General features: G+C 45.6%; 15 protein-coding genes. 3 read left to right on the forward strand and 12 right to left on the reverse strand.

The window, feature by feature from the left end:
• Window positions 1-36 precede the first annotated feature (36 nt).
• The 7 genes from ACXX53_RS01925 to ACXX53_RS01955 all read right to left on the reverse strand — a co-directional run bounded on the left by ACXX53_RS01925 (window position 37) and on the right by ACXX53_RS01955 (window position 9,259).
• Window positions 37-1,629 carry an extracellular solute-binding protein gene (locus ACXX53_RS01925; RefSeq protein ID WP_458566906.1) on the reverse strand — a complete coding sequence of 531 codons (1,593 nt, stop codon included), beginning with the start codon at window positions 1,627-1,629 and terminating at the stop codon, window positions 37-39.
• A 123-nt stretch (window positions 1,630-1,752) separates the two neighbouring features.
• Complete coding sequence (locus ACXX53_RS01930; protein WP_458566907.1) at window positions 1,753-2,664, reverse strand: carbohydrate ABC transporter permease; 912 nt, start codon at window positions 2,662-2,664, stop codon at window positions 1,753-1,755.
• A gap of 18 nt (window positions 2,665-2,682) precedes the next feature.
• The gene (locus ACXX53_RS01935) at window positions 2,683-3,639 is read right to left on the reverse strand and encodes an ABC transporter permease (RefSeq protein ID WP_458566908.1); all 957 of its coding nucleotides are present in this window, start codon (window positions 3,637-3,639) and stop codon (window positions 2,683-2,685) included.
• 648 nt (window positions 3,640-4,287) lie between these two features.
• On the reverse strand, window positions 4,288-5,610 hold the full coding sequence (locus ACXX53_RS01940; RefSeq protein ID WP_458566909.1) for a D-arabinono-1,4-lactone oxidase: 1,323 nt from the start codon (window positions 5,608-5,610) through the stop codon (window positions 4,288-4,290).
• Window positions 5,595-6,803 carry an amino acid deaminase/aldolase gene (locus ACXX53_RS01945; RefSeq protein ID WP_458566910.1) on the reverse strand — a complete coding sequence of 403 codons (1,209 nt, stop codon included), beginning with the start codon at window positions 6,801-6,803 and terminating at the stop codon, window positions 5,595-5,597. The genes ACXX53_RS01940 and ACXX53_RS01945 overlap by 16 nt, the downstream gene beginning before the upstream one ends.
• Window positions 6,804-7,051: 248 nt before the next feature.
• Window positions 7,052-9,040: an alpha-galactosidase gene (locus ACXX53_RS01950; RefSeq protein ID WP_458566911.1), complete on the reverse strand. Its 1,989-nt coding sequence runs from the start codon at window positions 9,038-9,040 to the stop codon at window positions 7,052-7,054.
• Window positions 9,041-9,136: 96 nt separating this feature from the next.
• The gene (locus tag ACXX53_RS01955) at window positions 9,137-9,259 is read right to left on the reverse strand and encodes a hypothetical protein (RefSeq protein ID WP_458566912.1); all 123 of its coding nucleotides are present in this window, start codon (window positions 9,257-9,259) and stop codon (window positions 9,137-9,139) included.
• 345 nt (window positions 9,260-9,604) lie between these two features.
• On the opposite strand from ACXX53_RS01955, the gene ACXX53_RS01960 reads away from it, so the two are divergent.
• Window positions 9,605-10,795 carry an MFS transporter gene (locus ACXX53_RS01960; RefSeq protein ID WP_458566913.1) on the forward strand — a complete coding sequence of 397 codons (1,191 nt, stop codon included), beginning with the start codon at window positions 9,605-9,607 and terminating at the stop codon, window positions 10,793-10,795.
• Window positions 10,796-11,113: 318 nt separating this feature from the next.
• On the opposite strand, the gene ACXX53_RS01965 is transcribed toward ACXX53_RS01960, so the two are convergent.
• Window positions 11,114-12,589, reverse strand: a complete 1,476-nt coding sequence (locus ACXX53_RS01965) for a phospholipase D-like domain-containing protein (protein ID WP_458566914.1) — start codon at window positions 12,587-12,589, stop codon at window positions 11,114-11,116.
• Between the two features lie 75 nt (window positions 12,590-12,664).
• Window positions 12,665-13,846: a cation:proton antiporter gene (locus tag ACXX53_RS01970; protein ID WP_458566915.1), complete on the reverse strand. Its 1,182-nt coding sequence runs from the start codon at window positions 13,844-13,846 to the stop codon at window positions 12,665-12,667.
• Between the two features lie 246 nt (window positions 13,847-14,092).
• Here ACXX53_RS01970 and ACXX53_RS01975 point away from each other — a divergent pair, with 246 nt between their 5' ends.
• The gene (locus ACXX53_RS01975; RefSeq protein WP_458566916.1) at window positions 14,093-14,446 is read left to right on the forward strand and encodes a winged helix-turn-helix transcriptional regulator; all 354 of its coding nucleotides are present in this window, start codon (window positions 14,093-14,095) and stop codon (window positions 14,444-14,446) included.
• 80 nt (window positions 14,447-14,526) lie between these two features.
• Here the strand turns inward: ACXX53_RS01975 and ACXX53_RS01980 are convergent, their stop codons facing one another.
• The 3 genes from ACXX53_RS01980 to ACXX53_RS01990 all read right to left on the reverse strand — a co-directional run bounded on the left by ACXX53_RS01980 (window position 14,527) and on the right by ACXX53_RS01990 (window position 16,751).
• Window positions 14,527-15,060 (reverse strand): YceI family protein, encoded by a 534-nt coding sequence (locus tag ACXX53_RS01980; protein WP_458566917.1) that lies wholly within the window; start codon window positions 15,058-15,060, stop codon window positions 14,527-14,529.
• A 264-nt stretch (window positions 15,061-15,324) separates the two neighbouring features.
• A complete protein-coding gene (locus ACXX53_RS01985; protein WP_458566918.1) occupies window positions 15,325-15,945 on the reverse strand; it encodes a DedA family protein in 621 nt (206 codons plus the stop codon).
• Between the two features lie 254 nt (window positions 15,946-16,199).
• A complete protein-coding gene (locus ACXX53_RS01990; protein ID WP_458566919.1) occupies window positions 16,200-16,751 on the reverse strand; it encodes a nitroreductase family protein in 552 nt (183 codons plus the stop codon).
• Window positions 16,752-16,914: 163 nt separating this feature from the next.
• Here ACXX53_RS01990 and ACXX53_RS01995 point away from each other — a divergent pair, with 163 nt between their 5' ends.
• Window positions 16,915-17,892 (forward strand): S-layer homology domain-containing protein, encoded by a 978-nt coding sequence (locus ACXX53_RS01995; RefSeq protein ID WP_458566920.1) that lies wholly within the window; start codon window positions 16,915-16,917, stop codon window positions 17,890-17,892.
• The last annotated feature ends 12 nt before the right edge of the window (window positions 17,893-17,904 follow it).

The raw sequence follows: 17,904 nt of genomic DNA on the forward strand, positions 1-17,904 counted from the left end.
AAGTTATCTACGGGGATTTGTACTATTGCAATACGATTAGTTAGCGTCCCAACGATCATATGCAGCTTGATAGATTTCTACCAGTCTGTCTCCGCCCATTTTCTTAACTTGAGCGAGGTAAGTATCCCATTTGCTCATTGGCTCTTGACCAGTTACAAATTTCGCTTCCATCGTCTTCACATAAGTGTCGAGGTCAGAACGCAGTTTCGCTACTTCTGTTTGCTCTTCTTGTGACAAGAATACGATTGGATAAGGTACTTTTGCGTAAGGAACCAATTTCGTTTCAGTTTGTTCATTGAGCCACTCGTCGAAATCGCCTTTCAAACCGTTATACAGCTCGTTAGTTACGAGACCTGGTGTAACGATACCATAGTCAGGTGTCATAGTTCCGCGGTATTCTTCGCGATCGCCGCCGCCTGGTACTGGAAGCCATTCTTTTTCTTTTGCATCTTTGTCTTTATACTGCCACAATGTACCTTCTGGACCATGTTCAAACAAAGTTTGTCCCTCATAGGAGTAATGGTAGTCAATCCAACGCATAGAAGCTTCTGGATTCTTGTTAGAGCTTGTGATTGCAAACGCACCTACTGACAGACCTGGATGCTTAGCAATTGTTGGCTCAGGTGACATAGGGCTTGATACAGGCTTGTACATTGGGTCAGTTTTATCTGGTTCACCGCCAAGCGTAAAGTACGCATGCCAGTCATTGAACAGACCTAACTGATTGTTTTCACCTTTAGCTTTCTTCTGCTCACCAGTTTGAGAGAACGTTTCTTTATCCAACAAGTCTTCGGACCACAGTTTGTTCATGAAAGTCAGATACTCTTTGTAGCCTTCTTCCATTGGTGTATAGTGAACTTTTCCTTCTTTGTCTGCGTAGTAGACTTCGTTGTAAATACCCCAAGATGAAAGCAACCACATACGAGTATCATCGAGCTTACCAGATGTAAATGGAATTTCGTCAGCTTTACCGTTGCCGTTAGGGTCTTCTGTCTTAACGCGCTTCAAGTATGTGTAAAGCTCATCAATGGTTTGAGGCTCTTCCATATTCAAAGCTTTCAGGAATTCACCGTTATACCACATTGGACCGCGGTACCATACTGCATCTAGATCAATACGCGGCAAGGCATAGATATGACCGTCTGGCGCTGTGATCGATTTACGGATGTCTGGATTCTCGTCAAGAACCTTCTTAAGGTTTGGTCCATAATTTTCAATCAGATCTTCTAATGGAAGAAGTACGCCCTGACCGCCATAGTTCACTTGCTCATCAGGCGTGATATTTGCAGCGTAGAATACATCTGGCAAGTCACCGCTTGCGAACACCAAGTTTTTCTTCGTATCGAAGCTATCCATCGGCGCGTTGCGGAATTCAACCTTGACATTTGTTAGTTTTTCCATTTCCTGGAATACAGGCATTTCTGCCCACTTTTTGATACCGGTATCCGGTCCCATCATGCTGATTGTGATCGGCTCTTCTACGATTGGGAAGCCTTCTTTTGCTACTTTGTCAGCAGAACCAGCTGCTGCTTCTCCATCTTTTTTGTCTGATGAGCCGCAGCCTGCAAGCAGACCGAACACCATAGTGACGGACAGCAACAATGCCCATGTCTTTCTCATTTTCTTCATTGCATTAACCCTCCCTGTTTTTCTTTTGCTACCGAAGACTGTCTAACATTTTTATAATAATCGAAGACTTAATGCCTTCAGTTATTATCACGCTAGGGTAATCTTTACGTATACGGGCTTCTATCAACCTTTAACTGAACCAATCATGACGCCCTGTACAAAGTAACGCTGCAAGAATGGATATACAGCTATAATCGGCAACGTCGATACGATCATGACAGCGTACTTAACTAGTGAAGCCACCTCTGCCTTGTTATTCATCGCTGTTGCCACAGATGCGTTAACTACCGCACCGGTTGTCTCTGCACTCATTTCCTGCAAGACGAGAATCTGACGCAAGACCATCTGTAATGGATACTTCGCATCATCGTTCAAGTAGATAAGGGCATTGAAGTAACTGTTCCAATGACCTACACCATAGAACAAGGCCATAACCGCAATGATTGGCGCCGACAGAGGCAATACGATCTTAATGAACAATCTCATGTTCGTACAGCCGTCAATGTAAGCGGCTTCTTGCAATTCTTTCGGCATCGTAGACTGGAAGAATGTGCGTGCTACGATAATATTCCATACTGACGCTGCTCCAGGTAAGATAAGCGCCCACATGCTGTCAATCAAGCCGAGGTTCTTGATAAGCAAGTAGCTCGGTACGAGACCGCCGCTGAAGAACATGGTAAAGAGGAACATTCCCATAAAGAAACCACGTCCATAGAAATCTTGACGGCTTAGCGCATATGCAGCAGGCAATGTTACTAGCAAGTTCACGGATGTACCGACTAACGTATATACAATCGTATTGCCATAACTGTTCCATATCGCCGGATTATCAAATACTAGCTTGTATCCTTCCAAGTTGAGGCCTTTTGGGAACAGCCACATTTCACCTGAGTTTACTAGCTTCGGATCACTGATCGATGCGCTCATGATGTACACCAATGGATAGAGCACCACGATAAGAGCCAAAGTCAAAAATATATAGTTGCAAGCCAGAAATATCTTATCTGTCTTTGATTCTTTTACTGCAATAGCCATGTAACATTTCCCCTCCTTCTACCACAAACTGTTTTCACTTGTACGTTTCGCAATGAAGTTAACGGTAACAAGCAAGATTGAGTTAACAACTGAGTTGAACAAACCGACCGCAGTTGAGAAGCTATACTGTGCATCGATCAAACCAGCACGATATACAAAGGTCGATATAACGTCGGAAGATTCCATATTAAGTGAGTTTTGCAGCAACAGGATCTTCTCGTAGCCAACACCCAAGATGTTACCCATGTTCAAGATCAGCAAGATTACAATAGTAGGAATGATTGCCGGAATGTTAATGTTCCAGATACGCTGCAAACGGCTCGCGCCATCCACAACAGCAGCCTCATGAAGCATTGGATCGACACCTGACAATGCAGCCAAGTAAATGATCGTACCCCAACCTGTACTTTGCCATACACCTGATAATACGTACATCGTCTTAAACCAAGCTGGGTCGGTTAAGAAATCAGGAGCATCGAAACCAAAGAACTCAATGATGTGAATAATGATACCTGTTGATGGAGATAGGAAAGTAATGATCATACCTGCCATTACAACGACTGAAATAAAGTGAGGTGCATATGTAACCGTTTGCACCGAGCGCTTAAAGAATCCATCCTTTATCTCATTGAAAGCTAACGCTAAAATAATCGGCAGCGGGAAGCCTACGACTAGTTCGTACAAACTGATACTGAGTGTATTCCAGAGCAAATCCCAGAAATAATAGGAATCGAAGAATCGCTCAAAGTGTTCGAAGCCCACCCATGGACTCCCCGTAATACCTTTAGTAGGGATAAAGTTTTTAAAAGCGATTTGAACACCATACATCGGACCATAATGGAAGATTAAGAAGTACAAAAATGCTGGAGCAATAAATAAGTACAGTTCCCAGTTCCGCCATATTTTCTTTTTAAACGTACTTTTCTTTTTAGGACTAACGTTCATTGAAAGGGCACCTTGACCATTTCCTTGCATCGCGTCCACTCCCTCCTTTCAAATTGCAACAATCTATCAGCATTAATCTGCAGCGCATGTCTTTTTTTAAGCCGCGGCGACTGCTAACGCTTACATTCCATATTGTAGGCTTCTTGTCCCACAAGTGAAATATGTCGAATACGTTCAGGGCTGTAAAAACGCCCGAAAACCGCGCCGCTATTGCAGTATACGCTTTCATAATTGTATTTGTACATCATATTTGACATGGTAATTATCGACATTCAATACTCGAAGGAACTCTAAACATGTCGATTTTTTTCTAAGATTTACATACAATTACTCCATTCTCACAGTTATTTTTGTTCGTATTTACAATCACAATCTCAGTTAATTCACCTTTTATAGTAGAGTTCCAGTACAATTAGAACGCAATCTAGGCATTACAGTCTATCTTTAATGATGTATTGGATATATTTGATATATTTCTCGGGAAATACGAATCGAATAATCGATTGTTATCGAAGCTAAACTCAACATTGTCATAAAAAAAGCCCCGCTTCTAACTCGAAGCGGAGCAAACCATTCTTGCTATTCATATGTAATATTTGTTCTGAGCTATTCGAACAACTCAAGAGATTCAAACGTCTGTTCAGCTGTAACCGTCCTCTTACTCCGATTGTCAGTTCATTACGCAACTCCGAACAGAGACTTTAAATAAGGATTAAGCAATACCCCTTTTGGATCCAAACTGCGGCGAACTTCTAAAAAATCATTCCATCGAGGATATAAGGATGCCAATTGCTCCGCCTTCTGCGTATGCAGCTTTCCCCAGTGCGGCCTGCCGCCATAGCTGAGGAGAATGTCTTCAATAGCCTTGAAATATTCCTTATAGGGCATCCCCTTGAACATATGAACCGCAATATAGGCGGAATCTCGCCCATACGCTGGGCTTATCCAGATATCATCGCCACGGACATAGCGACATTCAATCGGAAAATGAACAGCGAAGCGATGCTTCTCTACACATGCGCGTATGTCCTCAAGCGCTGGCTTCATCGCTTCGGCAGGAATATTATATTCCATCTCACTGAAACGAACTAATCTTGGCGTTGCAAACAGCTCATGAGCATAACCGACCTCTTCCATCATGGGTATAAGCGCAGCAGATAATTTGCTTGCTGGGGAAGTCAGTTTAGGGACTATTCGGCACGCTTGGGATAAGCACCAGAAGGAGTAATTCTCCAAAATGAGCTTATTAAAATGATTCCAAGCTCCATTTTTCGTCGGATGCTGGTTCGTTTCATTCATAATCTTGACCTGCACTTGATCCGTGTGCGGGAACCAGTAAAACTCAAAGTGCCGATTGTCTCTGTTTAGTGAGGAGAGTTCGCTTAATACTTGCTCATGAGTCATGCGATAGCTCTTAAAATGCATTCGAGAGGCCGGAATCACCTTCACTTGTACGTTGGTGATCACACCAAGCGCGCCAAGCGATACGAGCATCGCCTTGAACACATCCTGATGTTCGGCCTCACTGCATGTAATAACCTCACCGCTGCCTGTCACAGCGGTAATTTGTGCAATTTGCGTGGAAATAATTCCAAAGTCCGCGCCTGTTCCATGTGTGCCCGTACTAAACGCGCCGGCGATCGACTGCTTATTTATATCGCCCAGATTTTCTTGCGCATAGCCTCTCTTGCACAGTTCATCTCCAAGAGTATGCAGCTTCGTTCCCGCCCACACATCAGCCATTGAACGATCTTGATCAATGCCAGATATGCCTTGCATCTTGTCAAGTGATAGGTGAATATGATCTGTTTCCAGCAGCGGTGTAAAGGAATGGCCGGAACCCATAACGCGCACCGTTCTTCCACTGGCATTCGCTTCGCGAATAATTCCTTGCACTTCTTCTATTGATTCAGGATATACGAGCTGTTCTGGGGTGCTGTGGACGAGTCCTGACCAATTGCTCCAGGTACGTTGTTCTACCTTAATCACACAAAACACCATCCTTCTCCCCGATACGTCTTCATCGTGCCCGTTACTTGACCATTTGCGTATGTGTGCAGAACTGTAAATCGTTCACACAGCTCTCCTGCCTTGCTGTGGCGCATAAAGATCGGGTCGCCAAGCTTTAACGACTCCGTTCCTGTATAGTGAAGCGGCGTTTGCACTTCGCCCGCTCCTTCCATCGCCAGCAGTTTGGCTCCATCCGGAAGATAGGGCACAGGCAGCTTATCCGCCCCTGCTGCGCCGGAGCCGATATACCCTCCGCCATGGCAGGTATACACTTGCGGCTTCGGGCGGCGTACGATCTCAATTGCGAAGCCTGCGGCGGGACCGTTGCGGAAGTCTTTATAGTTGTCGAATAGGCCAGGCGAATAAAAGCCTGATCCGACCGTCACTTCCGTAACGTCTTCCTCTGCGCAGGTGGAGGCGATGCTGCCGGTTCCGCCGCCATTGACGAAGCGAACGGCGATGCCCTTCTCTCGCAGGCGCTGCAGTATTCGCGCTCGCTTCGCAGCGATCTCGACGATCGAGCGCCGCTTCATGTGGCGGATGAGCGCATTCTTCAGCGCCTTCCGCGGCGCCGCATCGCCGACGCCCGCGATCTGCGCTTCGTAGCCCATGATGCCGTCCAAGCGTACATATCTGGATGCGGCAATCCGTTCAGCCAGTTCTACTGCCGCTTCGACCGTCCTTACAGGTGAGCGCCATACGCCGAAGTGGATGCCGTATAAGTCAGAGGACATATCCACATCTAAGCATAACGGGATGACGACACCGCATTGTTCCGCAAGCTGCTCCAGGTGCTGAACCTGCTCCCATTCATCCACCATGAAGATGATCGTCTTGCCTTGCGTGATCATCCTTGCGGCTGACTTCACAGCCTCGGCTTCCCAAGCCGGATAGCCGATCAGCAGGTCATCCAAGCCGCGCTCGGCCAAGCATACCGCCTCGCGCGGTGAGTAGCACATCACTCCGCGAATGCGCGCATCCTGCCGCAGGATATACTGCAGCACCTCTACAGATCGAATCGACTTGCTGGCGATTCGAATCTGCTTGCTGCCGCTGCGGCGAAGGGCATCCTCGATATTGGACTGCAGGATGTCCATATCGAGGAAAGCATACGGCATTGGCACATGAGCAAATGCCGCCTTGTATTGCCCATACGACCTTCGGTTTAGCTCTAGCTCTGCCATATTCGGTTAACCTCCTATGCATTTCCGTCCTCTAACACTCGCTGAATATGCAATTGTTTCCATTTTAATCGATAACGAATGGAAATTCATTCTATTTTTTAGACCACCAAACTTAGCTAGTCGTGCACACACAAAAAGCCGCTCAACTGCATTTCTCTTACTCGAGACTGGCAGTTAAGCGGCTTATGCTTCAAGACTATTATCATGTAGTGTATTTTACAGCAAGCATCAGCTATGAGACCATGTTTCTATACTATAGGATCCATCACTTGCGATACGAATACGATATCGGAGCCTTCTTCTGGTAGATGAGAACAAAGAATCCCCTGCTCCATCAGGATCTCACCGGTCAACACTTGCTCTTCCATTCCGTCTAAGAATGTGAGCTTATAAACAGCATCCCGATCTAGACCAGTCAAGCGGAATCTACGCTCTGGCTCTGCCCCCTGCAGACGGAACAAGAACAATACGGCATCAGATCTATCCTTCGCCGTATATAAATAGCCATTCCACAGGTCGCCCCCTCCTTCACGCACCGGCTGATCACATAGACGATGCATGTCCTCATTTGCAACATATGTCCTAATCTTATCTTTGTATAATTGTATATGCTGCTTCAGCCGTTCAAGCGCCCACTCAGGCAGCTTCGGCAGCCGATATGACATCCCAAATCCATTCAACATATTCGCCCGCAGCATATAATCGAACCGATACATGGGCATATCATCCTCGATCGGATCCATACATACGTTATTGCCGCGATCTATCCGATTCTGAGACCATGTAAAATGAAAGATCGACGACGGATGCAGCATTAAGGACGCGCTCCAAAACAGCTGCAAATGATGATGTGTATAATCCGGATCGCTTAGAAAGGCTCCATGCGTGTGCTGAGCAATTCCGAGATCAATCCGATATCCGCCTGAAGAGCAGTTTTCCAGATAGACATGCGGGTACTGCTTGCGGACACGTTCAAGCAGTCTGTAATAGCCCCGATAGTGCTCATATAGTCCATCTCCAGCCCCGTGACCGTGATCTGTCTGATTGCATCCTGCCTTAGGATCCAGATTGAAGTCAAGCTTAATCCAATCTGCTTTATAATCCAAAATTAGATGTTCCAGCACACCGAACGCCCAGTCTACAGCGTCAGGATTGCCTAGGCATACATAGCCTATTGGTTGTCCTTCTCGTCTAGCGGCATATTCAGGGTGCTGCTCTCCGAGCTCCGCTTTCGCCCCAAGCGCTTCAATTTCACACCAGATTCCAAATTTCATCCCTTTATCATGCACATATTCAGACAGCGCCGCCATACCTGAAGGGAAACGTATAGAGTTAACCTTATGCCAATCCCCACGCTTGATGTACCAGTCTTCTTCCTCTGAAAATGCTGCATTCATCTTCTTGCTCTGTTCATCTGCTTCGCCAAACCAGCCAGCATCCACAACACATACCTCTACCCCAAGCTGTTCCGCTTGATCTACATTATCGCGAAAAGTTTGCTCGTTAATGCCCACATCTTCATAGGGCCACCAGTGATTCCAGACTACGGGCAGCTTATCATCATATGCAGGTTCAGGATACCAGTAAGTAATGCCCCAACGACCATATTCAACTGAGACATCGTCCTTCGTTCCATTTGGAATATACACGGACATGACATGAACAGCGTCTACTGTCTCACCCGGCTGCAGTATCTTATGGAAGTTCCACTGGTTCAAGCCGCCGCTTACTACATACCTTCCCTCGGCAGCAGGCTCAAACCTGGCGATCCAGTTCCCTGACCATGCAAAGGCACAAGCCAGTATGCCGCCTCCCTCTTCCTCCAAAGTAAAGAATGGATGAGAGCCGTATGAGGAGCGGCCTGAAGTTGATTCCATGATGTGAGTACCTTCCAAGCATGCACGAATCGGCGAAAACTCCTGTCCATTGCCGTAGCATTTATAGTAATCCAACGTATATTTGCCGCTCGGGATCGTATCATGAATAGAATCCAGCCGCTCCACTCGTATCGGTTCTGTAGAAGCATTCTTCACTTCGATCCATTGCTCCAGAACTCGGCTGTTAGGAAACGACTTGCAGCAATGTGTAACCACACTTGGACCACAATGATATTGAATGGTAGTGAGTTTAGCCCCTCTTTCTACTGTAACCGTATTCTCCGCACCCCATATGTATGCGCTGTCATCTTTCGTGAATAGTCGCCCATCGATTTGGACTGCAAATCCGTTATTCAACAATTCGTCTTCCCCTCCTCTTTCCTTCACTGTGCCTAATTTCAGCTTGTCTGAATGACATGTATCATCATTTCTTAATATTGAAACATACCAGCTTGTTCACTTTATATGCTGTGATCTCTTACACAGATCGGCGGACGTGAACAATTGTTTCAGCTTCACCTTCTTATCTGCCCACAACGGCTGTTCCAGCTTATACATCGGCATAATCTTGCTTGCCATAGCTTTTCCTAAATACCTACAGCATGTCCAGCCTGCCGGCTTCATCCACAATTGTGGGTACGGGAGAAGTATTACCTTTAAACTTTATCATACTTGGAATCCCCATCTCTTAAAATGTAATCGACACCCTGCCATCCGTAAGTATAATAGCTCCACATCGATTGATCCTTGTATGAATTCGTTTCGTTGCAACCGTCTACCTGCACATTATGGAGATGAATCGCCGCCATCTGAATAGCGCTTGCAATTTATAGTCATATTTTAACAATGCAATCTGGTAGAATAAATTTATAGACCTTGAACTGTCGATCAGAAGAACTAAATATTCGGGAAGGAGCCTCATCCATGCGCATATGGCAGGACTTTAAAGGCTTTATGAACATACGCGGGGCAAGAATACTTATCTTCATTCTATTCCTATATGGAATGGGCACTGGCATACTCGCACCGATGAACGCCATCTATCTGCAAGATTCCATTGGGCTCGAGAAGGCCCAGATCGCCAGCATCTTTGCATCCTCTCTGCTGCTAAATATGGTGCTTACCATCACGGTCGGCTTCTTCAGTGATCGGATGATACGCAAGAAGACGATTCCATTGATCGCATCGCTGCTGTGCATCACGGGGATACTCATCTACATGCAGGCGGATAGTTACGCTTCAGCACTCATCGGCATGATCATGGCTGTCGCGCCATCCGGCATGGTAAACGGGCAGCTGTTCGCGATGTCGCGCAATCATTTTACAAGATACGCTCCGAACCTGGTCGAGATCTCCCAGATCTGGCTGCGCGCTTCATTAAGCATCGGCTTCTTCCTCGGACTTCTCGTAGGCGCGAATCTGTTCCTGATTGCAACATTTCAGGGTGTGCTGTGGGGCAATCTGGCGGGGTATGCATCGCTATTCATCCTGCTGCTGTTCTATAAAGAGGTTACGATCGAAACAGCCGCCAAGAAGAGCGGCGGTGGAGAAGCCTTCTCGCTCCTCATGCTGTTCGCTATCCTGCTGTTATCCTGCGCAGACGCGATCCGCGGATTATATCTGCCGCTTGTCGTCAACAAGCTGTTCGGCGATCCGCGTCTCATGTCATACATATGGAGCATTCAAGCCGTATTCGAGCTGCTGTTCATGACGATGGCCGGCTACTGGGCGGCAAAATACGGCAGTAAGCCGATCATCTGGCTCAGCGCTGTGTTCGCGCTGGCTGTTTATTTAACTTACAGCAGCAGTACATCACTACTGAGCTTCTTCCTCGTACAGCCGCTGTATTCTTTCTTCGTATCTGTCTTATACGGAGTCGGAATGGGCTATGTCCAGCGGATGTTCATTCATAAAGCAGGCTTTGGCGCCAGCTTGTACGTATTCATCTCGCAGACCGCATCCTTGATCGGTTATTTTCTTCCTTTATTTATTGAAGGTGTAACACCGAGCATCTTCTGGATTCCGTCTGCCTTAATTATTGCCTCACTCGCATTGATGGGATATATTCTGATGCGAGATCGTACGCTTGGCGCCAACATGAAGATGAGCGGCTAATCTTTGCGGTTGAATTGGGACGCTGATCAGGTCAGGCTGCGCGCGCAAGGCCTGAGACGTAAAAAAATTACGTCTCAGCTTCAAAATCGGCTCGCCAGAAGGTTGAGACGCACAAATGTGACGTCTCAGCCATCAAAACCTCAGCGGCGAACCAAAAATAGGCCTGAGACGTAAAAAAATTACGTCTCAGCTCCAATATCGGATCGCCAAAGGGCTGAGATGCACAAATGTGACGTCTCAGACGCCAAAAAGGCTTGCCCTCATACATATAGGACAAGCCCCTTATAGCATCGCAAACGGTCATCTGCTATAACCACACTAAAGCAGAAATTTATACATCGGTGACAGAACAGATAATATTCCTACGCCAACCCTCTTGAATTCAGAGACTTCGCGCTCTGCCAGATCCTCATTAACTTCATATTTATTTTGTTCATTTACCAGGAGAGACTTGGCCTGGTACACATCCATCTGCTGCTCCAGCAGGTCTGCGAACTCCTCCCCATGTATAACCAACATGACCTCTGTGTTAATATAAGTGCTCCTGATGTCAAGGTTATAAGAGCCCACAATGGATAGCTCATCATCCACGACATAGGATTTGCCATGAATCGAGTGCTCCCCTTGGTATTCGTACAATTGAACCCCCGTACTGGCGATGCTCTCTCTTTCACCCACATAGCTAGAAAAGGCTGCCACATTCGGTGTGGAGGCTAGTGAATTCGTCAGCAAAGTATACTCATCGAGGTCGCTGCCAATCTCCGTCATCGTGTCCCGCATGGATGAATTAAGAACCGTATACGGGCTCTGTATCTTTACTTTGTCTTCCGCATTCAACAGCAGAGAGCTAATCTGATACCATACATACGGCTCCTTCTTGCCATTGTGGATCGGATTATGAATGAAGCTGATCTTATGAGTCGGAACGGTAACATCCATATAATCGAAACTTCCGTTGAATAGACTCGCCTTATTCGCCTTCAGTTCAGCATATTTATGCTTCAAACGAACCGCCTCTGCTTCGGCATCCCTTTGATGCTGTGCTGACAGATTACGATAAGGCTCCTTGCTTATGTCTAGATTCCATATTTCCTCAAAGTACTGTTTAACGGAGAATATAACGCTCTCCTTCACTTGATCCGTATCATAAGCTGTATTGTATACCAATACATCCCGATCCAAGCTTAAAGTCTTCTTATATCCTTCCGTATCAAAATATTTATCGCCTATGTTGCGTCCGCCTAGTATGAGAAGCTTGTCATCTGCAATCAAATATTTGTCATGCAGTCTGCCATTGAAGGTCCACGGTTTAAGAAACATAGGCTCATTATAAAATTTTAGTTCAATGTTAGGATGGATAGACAGCGCATGTGCAGCAGCTTCAGCATCCCTCTTCAAATGGTGAGCTACACCGTCTATGATAAATCGAACATGAACGCCGCGATCGGCTGCATCCAGCAATGCTCCCATGAAATATTCCGTACTATCGCCCCAATGTGTAGCGTAGCAGGATATCTCAATGGTGTCTTTCGCAGAATCGATGAGACGCAATCTAGCATCAAAGCCATCCTTACCATCTTCAACGATTCCCGCCCTGTCTACAGAGGGTTGATCTGTTCCGTAAAATTGCTCAACATTCGTGCTTTGACTAAATTCATCATTTACATCCAGATATGAAGCATAGGGAAGAATGCCAAAGGCAAGCACATACAGCATGTATACTGCTGCTAGAATGAATAGTACTTTACCTACATTATACTTTTTCAACGCCGCCTTAAATCTGTTCAACTTCAATGATCTTCCCCCGCTTATACTCTACCACGATGCTCATCATGAGTTATTATTACTTGCTCATATGAATTAGACGCCCTAAGCTTCTACTTCCCCTTCATTTATAATCTGCGGGCTTGACTGTCCTTTATCGCTCATCACAATCTTCAACAATGGAGGAGTCACTAGTGTAGTGATAATGACCATAATAACAACTGAAGTAAAATACTCCGGTTGCAGCAGCTTAGACTGCAATCCAGTTGCAGCGATAATTAACGCAACTTCTCCTCTTGATACCATCCCAGCGCCAATAGCTAAGGAAGAATGATTGTTGAAGCCTGTCAAACGAGCACCCAACCATCCACCTGCTAGCTTTGTGATTATAGCGACAACCGTCATCACGATCAGGAGACCGAGCTGCTCGCCAATCCCCGCGAATGATACATTTAATCCGATACTCACGAAAAATACAGGTACGAATATGCCGTATGCAATCGGCTCAATCTTCTTCTCTACCTCATGCTGGAACGGAGTTTGGGAAACGGCAATTCCAGCTGCAAATGCGCCGATAATGCCAGCCAGCTCCATCCAATCCGCAAAGTATGAAAATGAAAAGCAGACGATCAACGCCGCGCTAATCTTTGCCTCGGTTATACGAAGCTTAGACAGCCATTTCATAAACACAGGAACGACGAATACGCTGGCAAGCAGGATAATAACAAAGAACAGCACTTGCTTACCGACCAGGAGACCGATCGAGGTGTCCGAACCTTCACCCAGCAAACTCATAATGAAGGCTAGCAGAATGACCACGAGCACATCATCCACGACGGCTGCCCCCAATATCGTCGTGCCTTCTCGCGTACTGAGCTTATTCATTTCCTTCAGTACTTGTACAGATATACTTACTGATGTCGCGCAGAAGAGAACCGCGAAGAATAACGCATACGTCGACGTGAACCCGAACCCAATCGCAGTATAATATCCCCCGATAAACGGCATGATGATGCCGCCAACTGCTACCGCAAAGGATGATTTCCAATTTCGTCGCAGCTGATCCAGATCCGTCTCCAAGCCTGCGATGAACATAAGCAGAAGTACTCCGATCTCGGACATATAATGGATAAAGTCGTTGTTTTCGATCCAGCCTAGCACCGCAGGTCCAAGCAGAATACCAACGACGAGTTTGCCTAAGACAGCAGGCTGACCAAGTCTTACGGACAAGTCCCCAGCTATTTTGGTACTGAACAGAATTAAAGCAAGATACAACACAAATTCCATCTTAATTCTTCACACTCCTTATGGGTATTAATTGAAAAAAAGACAAAGAGGAGCCTGCAATGACAGGCTCCTCCAGATCAAACTAATTCAATTGGTTTTAATTATAATTAAAAATCCATGAATACTCAATATTATTTTCTCTTCTGGCAACAATTATCATTACATCAAATTGGATGCCGTGAAATATTGTTATATAATCACTAGTATAGCACTGTATAAATTATGTATAGGGGGCTCAGCCCGATAATGGATGCAGATTCTTCACAATGCAAGGTACCCGAAACCTTAAGTATCATCGCTGGAAAGTGGAAACCGACGATTCTGTACTATTTATATCGCAACGGTACGATGCGGTTTAGTGAGCTCAAGAATCAGATCCCGAATATTACGCAGAAGATGCTGACATCACAGCTCAGAGAGCTGGAGAAGGAGGATCTCATACAGCGAGAGGTTTATCCTCAGGTTCCACCTCGAGTAGAATACTCCATCTCTCAACACGGCAAGTCTTTGTTTCCGATCTTAGACGCGATGCACGCATGGGGTTTGACTCATCTCGAGCATATGAATACGAAACAATCGGACGATACAGAGGCATTATAATTATAGTCTGTATCTCTTATACCAATCGAAAAGCCGCAGACATCTCTGCGGCTTTCTGTCAATCTGAATCTATTATGTTATTAAGCTTGCTTAGCAGCCTCAACACCAATCGCAATCTTAACCGTATCCCCGATCAGAATACCGCCTGTTTCCAGAGCCGCGTTGTATGTCAGTCCATAATCGCTTCTATTAATACTTCCAGTACCACTGAAGCCGGCTTTCTCATTGCCCCATGGATCTTTGCCCGCACCTTCGAATGTCACGACAAATGTTTCTGAGCGAGTAACTCCGTGCAATGACAGATCGCCCGTAACATCGTAATCACCGTCTGCGCGTTTAACGATATTCGTCGCTGTGAAAGTCATCTGAGGGAACTTCTCGATGTCAAAGAAATCAGCCGAACGCAAGTGGTTGTCACGATCATTGTTGCGAGTATCAATACTCGAAAGATCTACTGAGAATTGAATGTCTGCTGTAGTTAGATCGCTCGGGTCTGCGTCTATTGTCGCTTCAAAGGAATGAAACGTTCCTTTCACATTGGCTACCATCATATGACGAATGGAGAAATCAAGACTGCTGTGCGCTGGATCAACTGACCATTTGGATTTATTCACTGTACATTACTCCCTTACATTAATTTTATCAGATAGTTACTTCCTGTAACTATAAGTATACAGCTCCTGCTTTGGTTGTGAAGTACGCACTTTTTTGTACGATAGTTACTTAAAGGATACTATTGCGTGAAGCTTGAGCTTAACTGTATATCTTATGGCAGAATATTTTATTCATACATAAAAAAAAGAAGCCGCACATCACAAGTCATATGCAGCCCCTCTATTATTCATGTAAACTACGATATCGTGTTAAACCTGATCCACTTACTTGTCTTTCTTGACAACTCGCTTGAAATAGTAGACAATTGCCGCGATAACAAATAATGCGACCAATACGTAAAGTGTGATGGATGAGTACGTGTCGATGTAACCCGCAATAACTTCCCAAGAAGCTCCGAAGAAGGCCCCCAAATAAACGAGCACGATGTTCCAGATGCATGTACCAATCGTTGTCAACAGCGTAAAGGTAATAAAATTCATACGTGCCATACCAGCCGGGATCGAGATGAGACTTCGCACGATCGGAATAAATCTGCAGAAGAATACGGTCGCTTTGCCTCGTTTAGCAAACCACCCTTCTGCCTTGCGGACATCCTCTACCTTGAGATGAAGCATACGCCCCCATCTGCTCTCCAACCAGCGTTCCAAGCGTTCTCTATTGAGGAACAGTCCGATGCAGTACAGCACAATCGCTCCAAATACCGATCCTAGCGTTGCAAACAAAATAACTCCCCAGACTTCCATGTTCGTATAAGTGGTCATAAACCCGCCGAAGGTCAATATGACCTCTGAAGGAATCGGAGGAAATAAATTCTCTACTGCAATGAGCAAGAATACCCCGAGGTACCCGTAATGGTTCATGATCTGAATAATCCAATCCTGCATTATTGAAATCTCCTTTACTGCGAATAAATGATATAGTCACACCAGCAGTTCTCCATTTCAAAATTTATCATATAAAGGATCATCATTTCAACCTACGCCGCTGAGCCCATGTTGAATCAGCAACTTAGCGTACTTTATCCCCGATCACATATCCATTAAAAAAGGGACGTCCCTTAGTTATGTACATAACTTGTTGAGACAATCCCTGTATCGTATGCATGTTATCTAAGACTATGAACTGTTCCTACTTTAAATTATAGCGATGTCGAATCAACAACCGTAAGCTTCTGCTCGATTGGCGTACGTTCACGCGGTTCAGGAAGAACATTCGGATAGCCCACTTGCAGAACACCGATGAGCTTCTCTCCGGCCTTAACTCCTACTTCCTCTAAAAAGCTAGGTGAGAAGATATATGGGCCTGTCTTCATGATCGATCCAATCCCTCTCTCCCAAGCAGCTAATTGAAAGTTTTGAATAAACATAGCTGCAGCGGTCTGATCCTCTTCCCGCTCCTTCTGGCGCGGATCTTGCTTCACGATAAAGAGCAGGAATGCTGGAATCTGGAGCAGAGGTTCCGGGTCGCTCTTCTTGGCTCCATTGTTGGCAATAGCGTTGGCGATAATCTGTTTACCCTCACCTGTGAACAGCACAACACGCCACGGCTCGCGCAATCCGTGATTGGGTGCCCAAGAGGCAATGTCCAGCAACTCGCTGATCGTTTCAGTAGGTACGGGATCTGTCTTAAACTGCTTGATGGAACGTCTAGTGCGAATAAGCTCTGCCATAGGATATGTTGTCGTTTGCATGTTTTCATTCCTTTTTTATCATGATATTGATATTCATTATCAGACTATTATACCTTACTTCATTAACAATTAAAATAGCTGCAACCTTTTTGGCTCGTTCACGTCAAAAATAAAACAAATTCCAAAAATTATGGTAAATTCACAATAAGGAGGAGTATCCACCATGAAGAAGCTCAAATTATGGCCTAGACTAGCTATGTTGATAATCATGGTCATCTGCTTCACGTTTAGCGGTACTGTATCGGCTTTCAGCGATGTGAAGAATGATCCCGAGAAAGAAGCGATCGAGCGTCTGCAGCAGCAAGGAATACTATCTGGGGACACATCCGGTTTATTTAAACCAGCTGCCAAGCTGAACAACGCATCCGCTATCGCACTAATTGTCAACGCGATGGATCTAAATCTCCATCACATTAAATTCGTGAAAGAGCCTAAAGCCAGCGACTATTTTACGAAGGTGAAGGATAACGTCTGGTACTCTCAAGCCTTCATCGTCGCCCTGCACAATAGTCTGAATCTGGATGAGGCTCTCGATCCTGCTGCAGAGGTATCCAGAGAACAATTCAGCCACTGGCTGTTTCAAGCGCTCAGCCGGAAAGGCGATTATGCTTGGAGTGAGGTGTATAAAATGATTAATGACGACAAGTCCATCAACCCTGCTTTTGCGGACAGCATTCAGAAGCTGCTGATCTCAGATATCGCCAAGCTGGACTCGAAGCAGAATTTTCGTCCGAAGGATACAATTACTCGCAGTGAAGCGGCAGGAATGATCGATAGAGCCTATCAATTTCTAAGCAAACATAATCCAAATGAGCCCATCGAAGAGAATCCATACGGCGTTAGTCTGACATCGGAGAAAGTTAACGATGATATTCTTCTCGTAACGATCTCCGCTACGCTGCCTCATCCGGGGTACGGGCTAGAAGTGTCCTCCATAGACTTTGACAAGAAGGAAGCCGTGATTAACTATCGGATTCTGCCGCCTGAACCGGGTATGTTTTATCCGCAGGTTATTAAGGAAGGGAAAGCGACGACCTATGTATCCTCCAGATATACTCCAAGATTGGGTGTCCTAGAGTCTGAGCTGCAGTTGATTCCTCCTCATCCAAATACACGTTCATCAGCTCCAGCAACGGAGTAAAGCCGTAACCCA

It is taken from the genome of Paenibacillus marinisediminis (genome assembly GCF_054343325.1).

Excerpts from the sequence above, each read along its gene's own strand:
- ACXX53_RS01925 (WP_458566906.1), bottom strand. The coding sequence starts at position 1,629 with ATGAAGAAAATGAGAAAGACATGGGCATTGTTGCTGTCCGTCACTATG.
- ACXX53_RS01930 (WP_458566907.1), bottom strand. The coding sequence starts at position 2,664 with ATGGCTATTGCAGTAAAAGAATCAAAGACAGATAAGATATTTCTGGCT.
- ACXX53_RS01935 (WP_458566908.1), bottom strand. The coding sequence starts at position 3,639 with ATGCAAGGAAATGGTCAAGGTGCCCTTTCAATGAACGTTAGTCCTAAA.
- ACXX53_RS01940 (WP_458566909.1), bottom strand. The coding sequence starts at position 5,610 with ATGGTGTTTTGTGTGATTAAGGTAGAACAACGTACCTGGAGCAATTGG.
- ACXX53_RS01945 (WP_458566910.1), bottom strand. The coding sequence starts at position 6,803 with ATGGCAGAGCTAGAGCTAAACCGAAGGTCGTATGGGCAATACAAGGCG.
- ACXX53_RS01955 (WP_458566912.1), bottom strand. The coding sequence starts at position 9,259 with ATGGCAAGCAAGATTATGCCGATGTATAAGCTGGAACAGCCGTTGTGG.
- ACXX53_RS01960 (WP_458566913.1), top strand. The coding sequence starts at position 9,605 with ATGCGCATATGGCAGGACTTTAAAGGCTTTATGAACATACGCGGGGCA.
- ACXX53_RS01970 (WP_458566915.1), bottom strand. The coding sequence starts at position 13,846 with ATGGAATTTGTGTTGTATCTTGCTTTAATTCTGTTCAGTACCAAAATA.
- ACXX53_RS01975 (WP_458566916.1), top strand. The coding sequence starts at position 14,093 with ATGGATGCAGATTCTTCACAATGCAAGGTACCCGAAACCTTAAGTATC.
- ACXX53_RS01985 (WP_458566918.1), bottom strand. The coding sequence starts at position 15,945 with ATGCAGGATTGGATTATTCAGATCATGAACCATTACGGGTACCTCGGG.
- ACXX53_RS01990 (WP_458566919.1), bottom strand. The coding sequence starts at position 16,751 with ATGCAAACGACAACATATCCTATGGCAGAGCTTATTCGCACTAGACGT.
- ACXX53_RS01995 (WP_458566920.1), top strand. The coding sequence starts at position 16,915 with ATGAAGAAGCTCAAATTATGGCCTAGACTAGCTATGTTGATAATCATG.